Origin of the sequence: Vibrio hannami (assembly GCF_029589055.1) — a bacterium.
Taxonomy (GTDB): Bacteria; Pseudomonadota; Gammaproteobacteria; order Enterobacterales; family Vibrionaceae; genus Vibrio; species Vibrio hannami.
In genome coordinates, this window is record NZ_JARQZP010000007.1 from 1797951 (window position 1) to 1815807 (window position 17857).

A 17857-nucleotide genomic window follows, 5' to 3' on the forward strand; every position below is an offset into this window, starting at 1 on the left:
ATGCGGCGACTTGTTGTATACTGCACGCATGGATAGTAAAATAACCTTGTTCTGTGTAAATTCCGTGTAAATATAACTAAAAATGAATTCATTTATGGTAAAAATTCATTATCCTTCCGGCTGATAACCTCAAAGAAGGTAAAAACGACTGAAACAGCCGCTTTTTCTGTTTACCAGGTTACACACTGTTATAGGTATATAGGGTTAAAAAAGAAGATTTCAATGAATCAGATAGGCACTAAATACATTCTTGCACAAAGATTTGTTTTTGATCCAAACAACAACTCTTTGACAGATCAAACAAAAAACAATGAAATCACACGCTTAGGAAGCAATGAGAGTCGTATCTTATTGATGTTAGCCGAAAGACCAAATCAGGTGATAAGCCGCGATCAACTGCACGAATTTGTTTGGCGAGAGCAAGGCTTTCAGGTCGACGACTCCAGCCTGACCCAGGCTATCTCTACTTTGAGAAAGATGCTTGGCGATTCAACTAAATCTCCGGCATTCGTGAAAACCGTTCCGAAAAGAGGTTACCAGTTTATTGCTAGTGTTTCAGTTGCAGAAACAGCTAAACCTGAAGCGTATAGTGAAGAAGTAACTGAAGATGAACCTTCAGACAAAAGCGTCTCTGCTCATTCGCTGTCCGAAAACAACTCAGCTGGCCTTGCGTCCTCGCAAGGTGCTTCGTTAGAAAGCAAAACAGCAACCTTTAACGCCAAGGAGCCGCTAACGCTGCTAGCAAAAATAGCTTTAGTCCTGGCAATCATTATTCCGTTAACGGTTTACTTAACTTTAGAGCCTGCCAAAGCACGTTTTAGATTAATAGATACTATTGAAGACGTTCCGCTGATGACAACGGAAGGACACCCACCGCTTGATAGCTGGCACGACCAGATAAAACAGTGTGTTACCGTTTACTTGAAGAATCATGAAAACGAGCGTAGACCTCAAAAAATGATCGTTACCGCAGGTCCGCGAAATAACTTGATGCTAAATGTTGTGCATTCAGAGGAGTTCGCGAGCGAAAGTGTCACAATACAATTAGTCGCGAGCCAACAAGATCTTGCGCAGTTGTGCGATTAATCGGGAGAGAGAAATGAAACAGAAATTAGCATTCGGTATTCTGGCTCTGTCCGTTGCGTTTAGCGCGTGGTTGTACTGGGGCTCCGACGTAAAAGTAGAGCAGGTTCTCTCGTCGAGAGAGTGGCAATCAACAATGCAAACTTACCTGTCTGAAGATGTGCAGCACGAAACCCAAGATAGAATGGGACCGCTGGCTAAAGTCAGTGTTAACAGTAACAGCAAATACTTACCTAACGGCACATACATACGTGTCTCTTATGTTGAGCTTTTTAACGATGATTGGACTGAAACCAAAGCACTTACGATCTCAGAAACCGGCACCTGGGAGTTATCTGATGACTATCTGCTGGTCAACCCAACTGAATTTAAAGATATCTCTCCACCAAACGATGGTGTGTTTACAGATGCTCACGTAAAAGCAGTGAAAGAGTTGTTTATCATTGACGCAGAGCAGAGCCGACGAATTGACGTAGTAAATGGGCGCACGATACTCCTGACTAGCCTGAATCACGGCTCCAGAATACTTTTTTCCAACTAAGAAAAGTTTCGATAAAAAAATGCCTCTGTTCAGCTTAAACAGAGGCATTTTTGTATAAGCAACTTGCTAACTCTAAATCATGACTGATTTTAGTGTTTCACCGGTAAAAGCAACGACTTTCAATTGGTTATCTTCCAGAAGACCATAACTTCTGACAAATCCACCTTTAGGGAAAGTCACCGACCCCGGATTAAAAATAAACTGCTCGCCATCTTTCTCTGCTACGGGAAGGTGGGTATGTCCATGTGCGATAATATCGCCACTCCGGAGCATCGGACGATTGTCGCTATTGTATAAATGCCCGTGTGTCAGGAATATACGTTGACCGCTTTCCAGAATAATCCAACTGGCATCCATCATCATTGGAAAATCGAGCAGCATTTGATCTACTTCGCTATCGCAATTACCTCTGACAGCAATAATTTGATCTTTATACTCGTTGAGAAGCTCGGCAACCTGAGCTGGTTGATAACCATCCGGCACCGGATTACGGGGGCCGTGATTAAGAATATCGCCAAGCAGAATCAGATGATCTGCCCCAGACTCTCTATATTTAGTGATGGTTTCAAGAGTGGTTGGTAGACAGCCATGCAAGTCAGACGCAATAAAAAGCTTCATGCGCAATTCCTATATTAATTAAAAGCCTGACTCGCATTTTAACCTAAAGATTGTCAGCCCGAAATCAGCTTTCTAGCGCCATACCGTTCACTACAATATTGTTGTAGCTCACCATACCGATAACTTTTCCGCCTTCTATCACTGGTGCCCGGCTTACACCAAAACGCTCAAACAGGCGTGCGCAATATTTGACGTTCATATCAGGTGATACCGACAGCGCAGGTTTGGTCATGATCTCGTAGATATTTGTTCGTTCCGGTGATCGATTTTTTGCCAGCACTTTTTTCGCAATATCGTTCATCAACACAATACCAAACTCATCGTCGTTATTACGCTTATCAACAATGAGTGCTTTCACCACATGCTGACGAGCAAGACGAATACCTTCCTGCACTGTAGTTAATCCATCGACCATTACATATGTGTTTGCCATTACATCCCGAACCCGAATGACCTCGTGTTTCATAGCTCGTCCTCTACCACTTTAGTTAATGTCTCGACCTGATGCGCAACACCTACGGCATCTTCAATATCTATCTGAATAGCGATACCCTGCCCGGACGCAGAGTCAAACTCTCCAACTTCATTAATCTTCTCAAGGATATGGCGCGAAAGGTGCTCTTCCACTACAAACAAAAGCACATCTTTCTGAACGTCAAGAGTTAGCCCAAAGAAGGTTCTCTTCTGCTTAAGGCCTTCGCCTCTGGCGTTGTTAATCACCGTCGCACCTGTTGCGCCAGCTTCTCTGGCAGCATCCATAACGGCATCGGTTTTTGCGTCTTCAACAAAGGCCAGAATTAATTTAAAGCGCATCATTACTCTCCTTTGAGGCTGATTTATCATTAAGCCATTGAGTTATCTGGGCGTAAGCCATTACAGAGATAATCGGGAAAAGACTGGCAAACGCGATAAGTCCAAACCCGTCGATGACAGGGTTTCTTCCCGGTACAGTAGATGCCAGTCCTAGCCCCAGAGCTGTAACCAGCGGTACTGTCACTGTAGACGTTGTTACCCCACCGGAATCATAAGCCAATGGAACAATCAGTTTCGGTGCAAAATAGGTCTGAATCACAACGACAACATAACCGACGATGATGTAGTAATGAATCGGATCACCGACAACAATTCGATAGCTACCTAGTGATATGCCAACTGCAACCCCTAGTGCCACCGCGATACGTAATCCGTTAACGCTTATAGCGCCGCCTGATACCTGATTCGCTTTTATTGCTACGGCAATAAGAGATGGCTCAGCAATAGTGGTGCTAAAACCAATGGCAAAGGCAAATATGTACACCCAATAATAATCAATCCAGTTAAGAGATTCTGTGAGACTGTCTTTAAACTGATACAGGAACTCCGGGGCGGTTAACTGAGCGGCCATTGTCTCGCCTAAAGGGAAAAGCGCCAATTCCAATCCGAGAAGAAACAATGAAAGGCCTAAAATCACGTAGAAGAAGCCAAGTAAGACTCTTGGAAGGTTCGCTACCGGCTTTTTCAGCACAGCAATCTGAAAACCAAAAATAATGGTCGCGATAGGCACGACATCCCGAACTGTTGCCAGAAAGGTATCAAGAAGCTGAGTAAAACCGATCATGCCAGCACCATCCCGTAAACCATTACAAACATCATAGGTAACAGAGATGCAAACGCGATAAGTCCGAATCCATCTATCATGGGGTTACGCCCCTTGATTGCTGACGCAAGCCCTACTCCCAGAGCAGTTACTAACGGTACAGTAATCGTAGACGTGGTCACCCCACCAGAATCATAAGCAATACCGATTATCGTTTGTGGCGCAAACCAGGTAAGAATCACGACCCCTATGTATCCGGATATGATCATTACATGTATTGGCCATCCCTTAAGGATTCGGATAACCCCCAGGACAATGGCAATTCCTACCGACAGAGCCACTGTAATTCGTAAACCATTAGCATAATCGTCCATTTCCGCTTCTGTATGAGGTATCAGCCCTCCCTCTGCAGCCACTTCAGCGGCTTCTGCGGCAACCGCTGTCAATGCGGGTTCTGCGATGGTAGTACCAAATCCGAGACAAAACGCAAATAGGATTAACCAGAAAACACTCCCTTTACGGGCAAAGGACTGTGCCATCGACTCACCAATTGGAAACAACCCCATCTCCAGACCGAAGATAAAAAACGTCAAGCCAAGGACAACCAAAAGAAGACCAAAGAGGATGGAAAGAATGTTAGGAAGTGGTTCCTGAAGCACAACAAGCTGAAAAAAACCAATGACACATACGATAGGCAAGAGGTCTCTTAAACTACCAAGCATAGCTTTAAATAAAGCGACTAATGCCCCCATTCACTTCCTCCCAAAGTCATAGCGCTTCCTTACGCCAGAAAGAAATCTTTATATTCACAATACTTATGGTGGCAAATATCACCGGATAAATGTGTGATTCATCCTACGCGAAGCAGTTTTTTAGTCACATTTATTTACAATAATGAGACATTTACCCCTAATTGATTAACACAAGATCGTTCTACACACTCAAACTACACGTATTTATTCCACTCACGACAACAAAAACACGTATATACTTATACCGTTATAGTTGTGGAGGTAATATGCAAATATTGATAACGGGAGGAACAGGTTTTATTGGCTCTGAGCTGATCAAGCACCTGATAACGCACAAAATTGTTCTATTAACACGTTCTCCCGCTAAGGCCAAACAATCTCTTCAATTTGCAGACAATGGTAATATCCAATACCTGTCCACCCTCGATGAGCTTCATGACCTTAATCACTTTGATGCAGTAATCAATCTGGCAGGAGAGCCAATAGCAGGAAAAAGGTGGACACAAGGCCAAAAGAAAAAATATGTGATAGCAGATGGAAAACCACGGAAAAGCTTGTTGACCTGTTCCACGCAAGTACCAAACCTCCCGCTACATTCATCAGTGGCTCTGCTGTAGGTATATATGGCGATCAACAAGAGCACCCTTTTGATGAGAGTCTCCATACCTATCACGAAGGTTTCACCCACCAAACTTGCTCTATCTGGGAATCTATAGCAAAAAAAGCGGAACATGATGACACCAGAGTCTGCTTACTCAGAACCGGAATTGTATTGGGAAAAAATGGCGCGTTAAAAATGATGCTTCCCGCTTTTAAGGTGGGTTTTGGCAGCATTCTGGGCAACGGGAAACAGTATATGCCCTGGATCCACATTCAGGATATGGTTAAAGGTATTATCTATCTGTTGGAAACCCCTCACGCCAAGGGCGAGTTTAATTTTTGTGCGCCTCACCCGGTCAGCAATTACGAATTTAGTAAAACGCTCGGCAAAGTCTTAAAAAAACCCGTATTCCTATACACACCAAAGTGGTGCTTCAACCTTGCAATGGGTGAAGCAAGCTGTTTATTATTCGATAGCATCAGGGCTAAACCAAAACACTTGACAGAATTAGGCTTCAACTTCACCTACTCAAGATTAGAGCCTGCCCTAAAAAATATAATGGACCACAACTAGAATGGATAAATTCGTTTTGATTACCGGTTGTTCTACCGGTATTGGGCACACTTGTGCTCACGCCCTCAACAAACGTGGATACAAAGTTATCGCCTCCTGTCGAAAGGAAGAAGATGTAACAAGATTACAGGCAGAAGGCCTAACATGTATTCAGCTCGATTTATCAAGTAACGAGAGTATTTCGCAAGGTGTCAGAGAAGCAGTACGTATCTCTGAAGGCAACTTATATGGCCTTTTTAACAATGGTGCCTATGGTCAAACCGGAGCATTAGAAGATTTACCTATTCAGGCTTTAAGAGAACAGTTCGAAACTAACTTTTTTGGCTGGCATCAATTAGTTGCAGAGATTCTTCCGTATATGAGAAAAAAGGCGAAGGCAGAATCGTTCAGAACAGCTCCGTACTCGGCTTCGCAGCGATGAAATATCGAGGGGCTTATAACGCATCCAAATTTGCAATAGAGGGCTATACTGACACGCTCAGGTTAGAACTGAGAGGCTCAGGCATTCATATTAGCCTTATTGAGCCGGGGCCAATAGAAAGCCAGTTTCGTGCAAACGCGTTGGAAAAATTTCATCAGTGGATAAATGTCGATTCAAGCGTTCATAAAGCGGCTTATAAACAACAGCTAGAAAGATTAAGCAAAGAAAAATCCAACAACCGGTTTGTTCTTCCTTCAGAATCTATCATCAAGCCACTTGTTCATGCTCTTGAATCGGACAAACCAAAGCTTAGATACAGAATCACCACACCAACAAAAGTGTTTGCAATATTGAAGAGGATCCTTCCAGAACGAGTGCTGGATAGAGTGCTAGACAAGGCTGCGTAACCCCTGAGAATTAATGTCATAAATGTGGGCGCTTTGTAATCAAAATATCATATATATCGATTATTATGCGTCCAATAGCTAACTCCCCCGTGGCTAAAACTCCAAATCACTCTTGAAATAAAGCGTAACTCGGAAAGTAGAATGACATTAAACCAACTGAACTGGATTGGTGTATGTGTTGCGCTCATATGGATTATGGCGCTGTAGCACCAACAAAATGATGCTCCCATCACGGAGCATTTTTTGTTTCTACTTGATTATTATTCCTTTAGACCTTATTTAGTACAGGAAAGAACTTAATAAGGAAAACCAAATGCAGCCCGAATTCATCGTTGAGTTAAACGAGCAAAACTTTCGACCTGTCCTTGAAAGCTCAATGGAAAAACCCGTTCTGATCCATTTTTGGGCACCAGCAGTACCTGAAAGCTCAGACGTTATTCCTCAGTTACAAACACTGGCTCAACAGTACGCAGGTGCATTTACCCTCGCCCTACTAAACTGTGAGCAAGAACAAATGATCGCTGGTCAGTTTGGTGTACAGGCACTACCAACCATCGCACTGTTTTCTAATGGTCAACCTGTAGACGGCCTTGGTGGTCCACAAACTATTGAAGCTATTTCGGAGATGCTTACTAAGCACTTACCAAGTCAGGACGAACTTACTTTCAGCGCGGCTCATACTAAAATGAAAGAAGGTTTTCATGCTGAAGCTTTGGCTCTGCTTGAGGGTATTTCTGAAGAGTTTTCAAACAAAGCGGAAGTTAAGCTTATAAAGGCAGATTGTTTACTCGAGACACAGCTGTTCGAAGCTGCAAAAGCATTGCTAGAAAATATCCCATTAGAGTATCAGGATAACTATTACAAAGGCTTAATCGCAAAATTAGAACTTCATGAACAAGCGAAAGACAGCCCTGAAATTCAGGCTCTAGAGGCTAAACTAAACGCTGAACCTGATAACGCCAATGTCGCTTGTGAGCTTGCATTGCAGTACAACCAGACAGGAAGAAGCGAAGAGGCGCTAGAGCTACTTTGGGGTTATCTGATGAAAGATCTGAATGCTCTGGATGGTGAAGTTAAGAAATCATTTATGGATATACTGACAGCGCTTGGTCAGGGCAATCCGGTAGCAGGTAAGTATCGCCGTCAGCTTTACTCACTATTGTACTGATTAAAATTTATGTAAATCGACAAATGTTATGCAGCTCCAATTAAAGTAAATTGGTGCTGCTTTTTTTTGCCTGTTCGCAGGAACTGTTCCACAATAGTTCTGTCCTAAGTATATTAAATATCAATAATTTGAAGGAACGTCTTATGGCTATAGATACACTCATTACGATAGGGATTTTTATTTTTGTCGCTGTCGCCTTTATTGCTGCGGGTGTAAAAACCGTCCCGCAAGGAAATAACTGGACCGTAGAACGTTTTGGTCGCTATACCCAGACCCTAAAACCAGGTTTAAACCTTATTATTCCTTTTATCGATCGTATCGGATCAAAAATCAATATGATGGAAAGGGTGCTTGATATTCCGGCTCAGGAAGTGATCTCAAAGGATAATGCCAACGTTGTGATTGACGCGGTATGTTTTGTACAGGTGGTCGATGCATCGAAAGCAGCTTATGAAGTGAATGATCTGGAACACGCCATTCGCAACCTGACACTTACCAATATTCGTACCGTACTTGGATCGATGGAACTGGATGAGATGCTAAGTCAGCGTGACATGATAAACACTAAACTTCTCTCCATTGTTGATGAAGCAACAAACCCTTGGGGTGTAAAGGTTACCCGTATCGAGATTAAAGATGTACAGCCACCTTCTGACCTAACCGCTGCAATGAATGCGCAGATGAAAGCGGAACGTAATAAGCGAGCGGAAGTACTAGAAGCAGAAGGCGTTCGACAGGCTGAAATCCTGAGAGCAGAGGGTCAAAAACAATCAGAAATTCTAAAAGCAGAAGGTGATAAACAGGCTGCTATTTTACAGGCAGAAGCTCGTGAACGTCAGGCTCAAGCAGAAGCTAAAGCAACTGAAATGGTCTCTAACGCAATAGCCAAAGGTGATATGCAGGCAGTTAACTACTTTATTGCACAAGGCTATACTGATGCGCTGAAATCTATTGGTCAGGCTGAAAACGGCAAAATCATTATGCTTCCACTGGATGCCGCTGGTTTGATGGGTTCTGTCGCCGGCATTGCCGAAATGTTTAAAGATCAACACACCAACAATAAATAGGATGCCGCTTTGATAGAGTTACTACAGCAGGTTAATCATTGGCACTGGCTAGCGTTTGGCCTGTTGCTATTATCTGGTGAATTATTGGGCACTGCAGGATACTTCCTCTGGCTTGGTATATCTTCAATAGTGGTTGGGCTTATTCTGGCGGTTTTGCCTTTAGGATGGCAGATACAGTGGGTTAGCTTTGCTTGTTTTTCACTGTTTACCACCTGGTTGTGGTGGCGTTATCAGCATAAAAAAGACCAGGATTCTGAAAAGGATAGTTTTCTCAACCAAAGAGAGAAGCAGATGATTGGCAAAACCACACGTGTTGAAGCCGACGTACTTCAGGGAAGCTGTCGGGTTCGTATAGGTGACACTACCTGGTCAGCCAAATGTCATCAGGACATCAAAGCCGGGACTCTGGTTAAAGTTGTCGATGTGGATGGTATCGTATTAACCATTGAACCTGTCGAGTAATAATTAGAAGGGGAAGCCGGGTCAGCTCCCCTTTTTCAAGTCATCGATAATTGGACATTCAGACTCAGAGTTTCCAGGGCACTCTGATATCCACTTCTCTAACTGCGCTTTAATTTCGTTTAACTCAGTCAATTTCTGTTCCACTTCAACAAGCTTATCCGCTGCTTTCTGTTTAACCGCAGCACTTGTTCTTTGGTTGTCCTGAGCCAGCTCTACTAATGCTTTACATTCATCAAGAGAAAAACCCGCCCTTTTGGCTCGAGCAACAATTATAAGTTCGTCAATATGTTGCTGGCTATATTGGCGGTATCCATTATCAGCACGCATTGGCGCACTGATAATGCCTTTGTCTTCATATAAGCGAATCGACTTTGAGGACAGGTTGGTAAGTTTTGCGATTTCGCTGATGTTCATCTTTTTTGTTGGAGTCACATATATTCGACAATACGCTTATTGTACTACCAACCAGGATAAAATAGTCTTTCTTTCATCAACTGATGCCTTGCCGAACCAGTACTCCATCATTTCTTCAGGTTTATTAGTTGCAGAAAACGGTAGTGAAATCGACGCCCGGTTCTCAAACGCCCAGCTAGTGAAACGTGACTGGCTTTCGGAGCTAGCTTCATGATACCAATATTCAACCATATCTATTGGTTTCGACTTGCTCTCTTTTTCAGCAACTGTCGTGACTACAGGTTGACCTGCACCATGATCAAAAAGTTCAGTTACTGCATTGATGTAACCACCAGGTATATGGAAGTTATACCTAGCTGTATTGTTGGCGTTATTCAGCTCGAAATTAAGCCCATCCTCGCCAACTTCAGTTAGTACGCTGTTATCTACGGGAAATTTTAAAAACTGGGTCGTAGTACAATTATCGGAACACGTTTCTGCGGTTGGAGCATATTCTTCAACAGAGACAACTCCCTCTTTATATTTTACTGTGCTGTAGTTTGTGTATGATTTAAACGTAGTTACATCCAGTTTTACGTATGAACTCGGTATATTGGTATGCGTCTGCGAGTAGTTCCCCACCAACGTGAGTTTTGAGTCAACCAAATTGGCTCCGAAAAGAGTCTCTACTACTGGGGATAAAGGCTTGGCTACTATCTGTTTATAATTGTGCTTCGTGTTAACCGCCGCAATAGCATCATCAAAGTTACTGTCGGAATCTAAAGTAGTACAACCGACAAACAAAACAGTAGAAAGAACAGTCAGAACTTTTTGCATATGCCCTAAAACTCCTTTTGGTTAAATAAGAAAGACGCTGGTACTATGCCAGCGTCAAATAAAAGGCAAAGTGTATTAACTAGATTAGAAGCCGTATTCTAGACCAACACGTGCAAACATTTTGTCCTTGTCTTTGCCATCAGTACCGTCGTTGTAAGCATTGTGTGAACCTACACGAAGGTATGGAACAAAGCCATTTTTCACATACATTAGCTGACCCGAAATTACAGATTCGTCATCATTTAGCTTCACGCCATTTACTTCTGACTCTTCGTTAAATGCGTAACCTAGCTTGAAGCCCCATGGACCATTCCAGTACTGGCCGATAATAGAGTATTGAGACTGTTTTGCTTCCTGACCACTGTAATCCGCTGCTCCGTGGCCATCCGCACCTTTACCATCATGCTTGGACTCACCTTCGTTGTACTTATAAGCACCCGCGATACCAAAACCACCTGGTAGAGGAATTTCAAAACCAGCAATATAAGCTGTAGAGTCGATTTCTGAACCACCATACTTAGAATTCGACTCATATCCGCCATGAAGTGTTACAGTCTCAGCTACCGTGTAGTGCATAGAAGCACCAACATGATGTGAGCCATCGGTACCTGTATCACCACGGCCAACAGAAAGACTATAAGTAAACCCGCCAAATGCTGGTGAATCATAACGAGCGATATCACTTTTACGGTCGTAATGAGCCTTAACATCACCACCCCAGTCAAATACACGTCCTAAGCCAGGGTTAGAATATGGCCAGTCAACGATTTCATACAAAGGTGTCAACATACGACCAAAACGCACTTTACCCCAGTCACCACTTAAACCAAGAAAAGTATCACGTGCGCCCAGCTTACCATTGGCTCCATCATCACCAACATAGCCAGACTCAATCTGCATAAATACGTTCACGTTATCGAACATATCTTTATTAGCACGAAATCCAATACGAGACTCGTTCTCGTAATCATAGCCCGTGCCATCTTCCTGATAAAACGCAGAAATAGCTGCAACACCATACGCTGAAACATTGAAATCTGAAATGATGCCAACCTGACCAGTTTCATTTGCGAATGAACCTGAAGACACCATTGCCACTGCTGCACCCACAAGGGTGCGTCGAAACATTTTTTCCATGGAATAACTCCTAAAAATTTATAAAGCTGTTTTTTAGTTTTTTCTCTTTAGTTGGCCGCCGTAGAGAAAAACTATTTTTATACCCAGAGATAAGTCTTAAAAATCAAGCTTTACCACCTTCCGGTATGTAAAATAGACTAAATTTACGTAACAAAATATCCAACAAAAACTTATTTTTCTTTTAAAAAAATATGATGGCCTGCAAAGTTTTTACAGAACATTGATCCGAATCACATACACACATTAAATGCATTCGATTATTTTTATTTTTGATGCGAATGTAATTTTTAGTGCATGTTTTATAAGTATTTTTAATGAGTAATCCGTTTAACTGGAAGTGAAAAACGCCTTCCGATAATTAATCAGACATGTCTCGCATATTAACGAAAAGAAATTTGAATCGAATAGACAATAAAAAAGCACTCATAAAAGAGTGCTTTTTTAGCAAATATGGATGGATTTATTTAACGGAGTTAATTAAGTCAACGAGTGCTTGTTCATCTCTTACTTCAACTCCCAGCTCCTGAGCTTTAGTAAGTTTTGAACCAGCAGCTTCACCAGCAAATAAGATATCTGTCTTTTTAGAAACACTGCCTGTAACCTTAGCTCCTAATGCTTGCAGTTCAGCCTTTGCCTCACTTCGGTTTAGCTGTGATAAGGAGCCCGTTAAAACAACGACTTTCCCTGCTAAAGGTTGAGGTGTTTCTTCAGACAACTCTTCAATTTCAGGCCAGTGAATGCCTTGTTCTATCAAATCACGAATAACAGATTGATTTTTATCCTGGTGAAAAAAGCTCACGACATGGCTTGCAACAATCTCACCTACATCTTGCACCTTAATAAGCTGATCGTGAGTTGCTGATTCAATGCAGTCGAGAGACTTAAAGTGCATAGCCAGGTTAGCAGCCGTTGCCTCACCAACTTCGCGAATTCCCAGAGAGTATAAAAATCGCGGCAATGTCGTTTGTTTAGATTTATTTAAAGCATCTACAACATTCTGTGCGGATTTAGGCCCCATGCGATCAAGAGCAGTAAGAACCCCAGGAGAGAGCTTAAACAGGTCGGCTGGTGTTTCGACCATTTCTTTGTCAACCAGTTGTTCTATAACCTTTACTCCAAGGCCGTCGACATCAAGCGCCTTTCTGGAAACGAAGTGTTTTAATGCCTCTTTTCGTTGAGCCTGGCACACTAAACCACCAGTACAGCGAGTAACTGCTTCGCCTTCGATACGCTCAACTTCAGACTCACAAACCGGGCATCGGGTTGGAAACTCGATCTCTCTTGCATCTTCTGTTCTGCGCTCTAGCACAACTCCAGTAATTTGCGGAATAACGTCACCAGCTCGCCTAATCACTACCGTATCGCCGATTTTCACGCCTAATCGCTCTATTTCATCAGCATTATGTAAAGTAGCGTTGCTTACTGTAACCCCCCGACAAACACAGGTTCTAATTTAGCGACTGGCGTAATCGCGCCTGTTCTTCCTACCTGAAATTCAACGTCATTAAGGGTTGTAATTTCTTCCTGAGCCGGGAACTTATAGGCGATTGCCCAGCGCGGTGCTCTGGCAACAAACCCTAAAGATTCCTGAATTTCAACATCGTCAACCTTGATGACCACTCCATCAATCTCATAAGCTAACCCATCACGACGAGTTAGTATGTCCTGATAGTAGCTCTTCACATCGATTAAAGAATCAACCAACTTGGTCTCAGGGCACATAGGTAATCCCCAGCTTTTCAGCTTCAGGAATCGATTATAGTGGCTGCCCGGTAATTCAACACCTTCGACAACACCAACACTATATGCATAAAAGCTGAGCGGTCGTGATGCTGTAATCTTAGAATCCAGCTGCCTTAAGCTTCCCGCTGCTGCGTTTCGAGGGTTTGCAAATACTTTTTGTCCATTCGCGCGAGCCTTATCATTCAGCTTTTCGAATCCCGCTTTAGGCATAAATACTTCGCCACGCACTTCTATTCTTTCTGGCCAGTCATCACCCTGCAATTTGAGTGGAATAGCATTGATCGTGCGTACATTTTCGGTGATATTTTCGCCTGTAGTACCATCACCTCGGGTAGCCGCCTGTACAAGTGTACCGTTTTCATACAACAAGCTTACAGCTAAACCATCAAGTTTAGGTTCGCAGCAATATTGCGAAATTTCGCTACCGATAAGGCGATCTTGAGCTCTTTTCTGGAACGCTTCCAGCTCTTCATCACTAAAAGCATTGTCTAGAGACAACATCGGAATTTCATGAGATACCTGAGAAAAACCATCTAATGGCGCTCCACCCACTCGCTGACTTGGAGAATCCATCGTCACTAACTCAGGATGCTCACCTTCCAGCTCTAAAAGTTCCCGCATCAAACGGTCATATTCCGCATCCGGGATCTCAGGGTTATCTTCAACATAGTACTTCACTCCGTGATAATGAATAGATTCTCGGAGTTGACTGATTTTCTCTTTAGCGGTTATGGACATATCAATACACTTATATCTTGAAATAGGTTGCCATCGGGGTGGCTCTTATTGATGGTTATACTAATTAGTAGAAACTTCAAGGGCTCCCGTCTTTAGGAGCCCTTGTATTAACACTTTTTAATGTTGATCGATGTTACTTTGTTCGATCGTTAAAGGCTCTGATCTGCGCGCGGTAGTCAGATAGTCTGTCTGGTGTCATCAGATGGCGTTGATCGTCCAGAACATTGCCACCCATGTCATCTGCAATCTGCTGCGCTGTTTTCAGCATTAATTTAAAGTTTTGATCGGCTTCGCCAAAGCAAGGTAACGTCATAAAGAAGGAGATACCCATGGTAGTAAAGGTTTCAGGATCATCATGTTTTAATGTTCCTGGATGCATCATGTTAGCAACACTAAACAGTACTTTCCCAGAGCCAGAAAGGTCATTATGACGATGGAATATATCCATCTCACCGTATTTCAGACCGTTCTGCTCCATACTGTCAAACAGCCTGGTTCCAACAAACGGAATATCATCCGAGGTATGAACATTCAGAACGATAACTTCCATTTCAGGTTCAGCAGGTTCTTCTGGTTCTGATACCGCAGGTGTTTCACCTTCAACATCAATCCCCGGCGCTTCCTGCACATCTACTTCAGAGATAACAATTGGATCATCCAAAATGCTATCTGAAGAGATATTAACCGTAGGCAACTCTTCTTCAAGAGGTTGTTCTTCAAAGCGCTGGTGTGAATCGAGAGGGTCTTCCAGCGGGTCGTCAGCGAAAGTTCTTTTGGCGCCAAAACCTGGCTCACCTTTTGGTTTACGGATGATTTCATAATCATCAAGCGGCATTTCCTGATGACTATCCATTGGCAAGTCATCATCTAACTCTACAGCTTTTGAGCCAAACTTTGTTTTGCCTTCCTTTTTATTTGACCACAGGCCGTGAATCAAAAGCGCCAGGATGGCCAGGCCGCCTACAACAATGAGTACTAATCGCAATTCCTGCATTATTCACTTCTCATATCGATCCAGCATTATCAGACGCTGAACATCATTTTTATTAGCTAATCAACGTACTTTACCAAAACTCTATGAAGTTTTTGAACAAATTAATGCAAGATGTTCAAGAAACCTTGTGATTCGCTGCACGCTTTTTTCTTTTTCAATACAAGTACAATAGCCGGATACTCAGATTACCTCGGTCAACAAAGAAATTTTAGGGCGGTTTAATGAAACAAAGTGGAGTTGGTTATTTTTTCCAGGGATTTAGCATCGCAATGACACCCGGCATCCGCCGCTTTGTCATATTTCCTTTACTGGCAAACATTTTATTGCTCGGTGGGGCGATGTTCTACCTGTTTTCCAATCTGAATGATTGGATTACCGGCTGGATGGGTTATGTTCCGGACTGGCTATCATGGCTCTCTTACTTACTTTGGCCAATCCTTACGATTACGATTCTTGGTACCTTCTCTTATTTTTTTAGTACCATCGCGAACTTTATAGCCGCGCCTTTTAATGGCTTATTGGCAGAAAAGGTAGAAGAAAAGCTTTGTGGCAAACCAGACACAAGCTCAGGCGTACTGGATCTGTTAAAAGATACACCCAGAATCCTTGCACGAGAGTGGCAGAAGTTAATGTATTTTGCACCAAAGGCCATTGGTCTTTTTGTCCTGCTCTTGATACCTGCTTTAGGTCAGACTGTAGGCCCAGTGCTATGGTTTGTGTTCTCATCCTGGGTGTTAGCGATTCAGTATTGTGATTATCCGTTTGATAATCACAAAGTGCCATTTCGATTGATGCGAGATGATTTAAAACAGAATCAATCAAAAGCTTATGGATTTGGAGCAATGGTCGCTATTTTCACTGCAGTACCAATCCTTAACCTAATAGTCATGCCTGTAGCTGTTTGTGGCGCAACAGCAATGTGGGTAAATGAGTTTAAGTTAAACCACAAATAATCAATTTACCCTGTCAGATATAAGATCTGGTTGTTGATTTCACTGACGATAACCAGATCTCCATAACTTATAACCTTTTGATCCTTTCCTGATTTTTCGTTCCCGCTTATTCTGTATCCATAGCACGAGAGAAGTAAAACCTCGCCACCGAAAACGAAAGGAATTTCAGACATGAGCAAGATCTACGAAGACAATTCACTAACTATTGGTAACACTCCACTTGTACGCCTGAATAAAGTCAGTAACGGTAATGTTCTGGCTAAAATTGAAGCACGCAACCCAAGCTTCTCGGTAAAAGACCGTATTGGCGCGAACATGATTTGGGAAGCAGAAAAGTCTGGCAAACTTAAGCCTGGCGTTGAAATTGTTGAACCAACAAGTGGTAACACGGGTATTGCTCTTGCGTTTGTTGCAGCGGCTCGTGGCTACAAACTCACTCTGACCATGCCTGAATCAATGAGTCTTGAGCGTCGTAAGCTTCTAAAAGCACTGGGCGCAAACCTTGAGCTGACAGAAGCAGCGAAAGGCATGAAAGGCGCAATTGCGAAAGCAGAAGAGATCGTTGCAAGCGACCCTACTAAATATATCCTGCTTCAGCAGTTTGAAAACCCGGCTAACCCAGCTATTCACGAGCAAACTACCGGCCCTGAAGTATGGGAAGCGACAGATGGTGAAGTGGATGTATTTATCGCTGGTGTTGGTACAGGCGGTACTATCACAGGTACAGCGCGCTACATTAAAAACACTAAAGGCAAAGCAATCACCGCTGTTGCTGTAGAACCAGCCGAATCTCCGGTAATTAGTCAGGTGCTTGCGGGTGATGATGTTCAGCCAGCTCCACACAAAATTCAGGGTATCGGTGCCGGTTTCATTCCTGGTAACCTGGATTTAGAACTACTGGATCGCGTTGAAACAGTAACTTCTGATGAAGCAATTGAAATGGCTCGCCGCCTAATGGAAGAAGAAGGTATTCTGGCAGGCATTTCTTCAGGTGCAGCGGTTGTTGCTGCAAATCGTATCGCAGCATTACCAGAGTTTGAAGGTAAAACAATTGTTACAGTTCTACCTAGCTCAGGTGAACGATACCTAAGTACAGCACTATTCTCAGGTCTATTTACTGAAAAAGAAACAGAGCAATAATTTCGTAACAAATATGTGTTGAAATCAAATTTTGAATTAAAAAGCCCCTTTATGGGGCTTTTTTTATTGACGCTACTCCCACCTTTGGTAATATCAGCCTTGTTTTATTTCTAGCATCAAAATAAAACAACTACATAATATTCCGTTATAAGCACATGATGCTTATAACCAGGTTAAGACTGACATAGTGCTAAAATTCCATGATCTGAGACCCAAATAGTGGCAGGATCAATACAAACAGCAAACGTTGTCGGTTAATACTTTAAAAAATACAATCAAATCAATATTGGGGTATATCACATGTATCAGAAGCAAGTAGAAATCACTGCAGAGAACGGCCTACACACTCGTCCAGCAGCTCAGTTCGTAAAAGAAGCTAAGTCTTTTGACGCGGACATCAACGTTACTTCTAATGGTAAGAGCGCAAGTGCGAAGAGCCTATTCAAGCTTCAGACTCTTGGCCTGGTAAAAGGTACTGTTGTAACTATTTCAGCAGAAGGTCCTCAGGCTCAGCAGGCTGTTGATCACCTAGTAGCTCTAATGGACAAGCTAGACTAATATCGCCAAATCCTTAACAAAGCCATTTTGTTGTTCGACAAAATGGCTTTGTTTGGATTGAGCATATAGAAATATGTACGAGCTGAATGGTTTAT

Annotated in this window: 17 protein-coding genes and 3 pseudogenes; 10 read left to right on the forward strand and 10 right to left on the reverse strand. The window is 42.8% G+C overall.

Annotated elements, in window-relative coordinates; genetic code table 11:
• Positions 1–222: 222 nt before the first annotated feature.
• Both P7F88_RS22710 and P7F88_RS22715 read left to right on the forward strand, forming a co-directional pair.
• Positions 223–1086, forward strand: coding sequence for a winged helix-turn-helix domain-containing protein (locus P7F88_RS22710; protein ID WP_277828533.1), 864 nt, complete (start codon positions 223–225; stop codon positions 1084–1086).
• 13 nt (positions 1087–1099) lie between these two features.
• Positions 1100–1624 (forward strand): regulatory protein ToxS, encoded by a 525-nt coding sequence (locus P7F88_RS22715; protein WP_277828535.1) that lies wholly within the window; start codon positions 1100–1102, stop codon positions 1622–1624.
• 72 nt (positions 1625–1696) lie between these two features.
• Here P7F88_RS22715 and yfcE read toward each other — a convergent pair whose 3' ends face one another.
• The 5 genes from yfcE to P7F88_RS22740 form a co-directional block, all read right to left on the reverse strand.
• A complete protein-coding gene (gene yfcE, locus P7F88_RS22720) occupies positions 1697–2242 on the reverse strand; it encodes a phosphodiesterase (protein WP_277828536.1) in 546 nt (181 codons plus the stop codon).
• 64 nt (positions 2243–2306) lie between these two features.
• Positions 2307–2708 (reverse strand): CBS domain-containing protein, encoded by a 402-nt coding sequence (locus P7F88_RS22725; protein WP_277828538.1) that lies wholly within the window; start codon positions 2706–2708, stop codon positions 2307–2309.
• Positions 2705–3055 (reverse strand): P-II family nitrogen regulator, encoded by a 351-nt coding sequence (locus tag P7F88_RS22730; protein WP_277829257.1) that lies wholly within the window; start codon positions 3053–3055, stop codon positions 2705–2707. The genes P7F88_RS22725 and P7F88_RS22730 overlap by 4 nt, the downstream gene beginning before the upstream one ends.
• Positions 3045–3839 carry a DUF1538 domain-containing protein gene (locus P7F88_RS22735; protein ID WP_277828540.1) on the reverse strand — a complete coding sequence of 265 codons (795 nt, stop codon included), beginning with the start codon at positions 3837–3839 and terminating at the stop codon, positions 3045–3047. Before P7F88_RS22735 ends, P7F88_RS22730 begins: the two co-directional genes overlap by 11 nt.
• The gene (locus P7F88_RS22740; protein ID WP_277828542.1) at positions 3836–4570 is read right to left on the reverse strand and encodes a DUF1538 domain-containing protein; all 735 of its coding nucleotides are present in this window, start codon (positions 4568–4570) and stop codon (positions 3836–3838) included. Before P7F88_RS22740 ends, P7F88_RS22735 begins: the two co-directional genes overlap by 4 nt.
• 266 nt (positions 4571–4836) lie before the next feature.
• On the opposite strand from P7F88_RS22740, the pseudogene P7F88_RS22745 reads away from it, so the two are divergent.
• The 5 genes and pseudogenes from P7F88_RS22745 (at position 4837) to P7F88_RS22765 (ending at position 9269) form a co-directional block, all read left to right on the forward strand.
• Positions 4837–5744 (forward strand): annotated as a pseudogene (locus tag P7F88_RS22745) (TIGR01777 family oxidoreductase).
• A gap of 1 nt (position 5745) precedes the next feature.
• Positions 5746–6572: pseudogene (locus tag P7F88_RS22750) on the forward strand (SDR family oxidoreductase).
• A gap of 313 nt (positions 6573–6885) precedes the next feature.
• A complete protein-coding gene (locus P7F88_RS22755) occupies positions 6886–7740 on the forward strand; it encodes a thioredoxin family protein (RefSeq protein WP_277828544.1) in 855 nt (284 codons plus the stop codon).
• Positions 7741–7883: 143 nt separating this feature from the next.
• On the forward strand, positions 7884–8807 hold the full coding sequence (locus P7F88_RS22760; RefSeq protein ID WP_277828546.1) for an SPFH domain-containing protein: 924 nt from the start codon (positions 7884–7886) through the stop codon (positions 8805–8807).
• 9 nt (positions 8808–8816) lie between these two features.
• Positions 8817–9269 carry an NfeD family protein gene (locus P7F88_RS22765; protein ID WP_277828548.1) on the forward strand — a complete coding sequence of 151 codons (453 nt, stop codon included), beginning with the start codon at positions 8817–8819 and terminating at the stop codon, positions 9267–9269.
• Between the two features lie 21 nt (positions 9270–9290).
• Here the strand turns inward: P7F88_RS22765 and cueR are convergent, their stop codons facing one another.
• The 5 genes and pseudogenes from cueR to zipA all read right to left on the reverse strand — a co-directional run bounded on the left by cueR (position 9291) and on the right by zipA (position 15111).
• Positions 9291–9683 (reverse strand): Cu(I)-responsive transcriptional regulator, encoded by a 393-nt coding sequence (gene cueR / locus P7F88_RS22770; RefSeq protein ID WP_277829258.1) that lies wholly within the window; start codon positions 9681–9683, stop codon positions 9291–9293.
• A 36-nt stretch (positions 9684–9719) separates the two neighbouring features.
• Positions 9720–10499: a hypothetical protein gene (locus P7F88_RS22775; RefSeq protein WP_277828550.1), complete on the reverse strand. Its 780-nt coding sequence runs from the start codon at positions 10497–10499 to the stop codon at positions 9720–9722.
• A gap of 84 nt (positions 10500–10583) precedes the next feature.
• The gene (locus P7F88_RS22780; RefSeq protein ID WP_277828552.1) at positions 10584–11636 is read right to left on the reverse strand and encodes a porin; all 1053 of its coding nucleotides are present in this window, start codon (positions 11634–11636) and stop codon (positions 10584–10586) included.
• Positions 11637–12096: 460 nt separating this feature from the next.
• A pseudogene (gene ligA, locus P7F88_RS22785) lies at positions 12097–14117 on the reverse strand (NAD-dependent DNA ligase LigA).
• 133 nt (positions 14118–14250) lie between these two features.
• The gene (gene zipA / locus P7F88_RS22790) at positions 14251–15111 is read right to left on the reverse strand and encodes a cell division protein ZipA (RefSeq protein WP_277828554.1); all 861 of its coding nucleotides are present in this window, start codon (positions 15109–15111) and stop codon (positions 14251–14253) included.
• Between the two features lie 221 nt (positions 15112–15332).
• Here zipA and cysZ point away from each other — a divergent pair, with 221 nt between their 5' ends.
• The 3 genes from cysZ (at position 15333) to P7F88_RS22805 (ending at position 17762) form a co-directional block, all read left to right on the forward strand.
• A complete protein-coding gene (gene cysZ / locus P7F88_RS22795; RefSeq protein WP_277828556.1) occupies positions 15333–16064 on the forward strand; it encodes a sulfate transporter CysZ in 732 nt (243 codons plus the stop codon).
• A 171-nt stretch (positions 16065–16235) separates the two neighbouring features.
• On the forward strand, positions 16236–17204 hold the full coding sequence (gene cysK, locus P7F88_RS22800; protein WP_277828558.1) for a cysteine synthase A: 969 nt from the start codon (positions 16236–16238) through the stop codon (positions 17202–17204).
• A gap of 300 nt (positions 17205–17504) precedes the next feature.
• Positions 17505–17762 (forward strand): HPr family phosphocarrier protein, encoded by a 258-nt coding sequence (locus tag P7F88_RS22805; protein ID WP_275129855.1) that lies wholly within the window; start codon positions 17505–17507, stop codon positions 17760–17762.
• Positions 17763–17857: the final 95 nt, after the last annotated feature.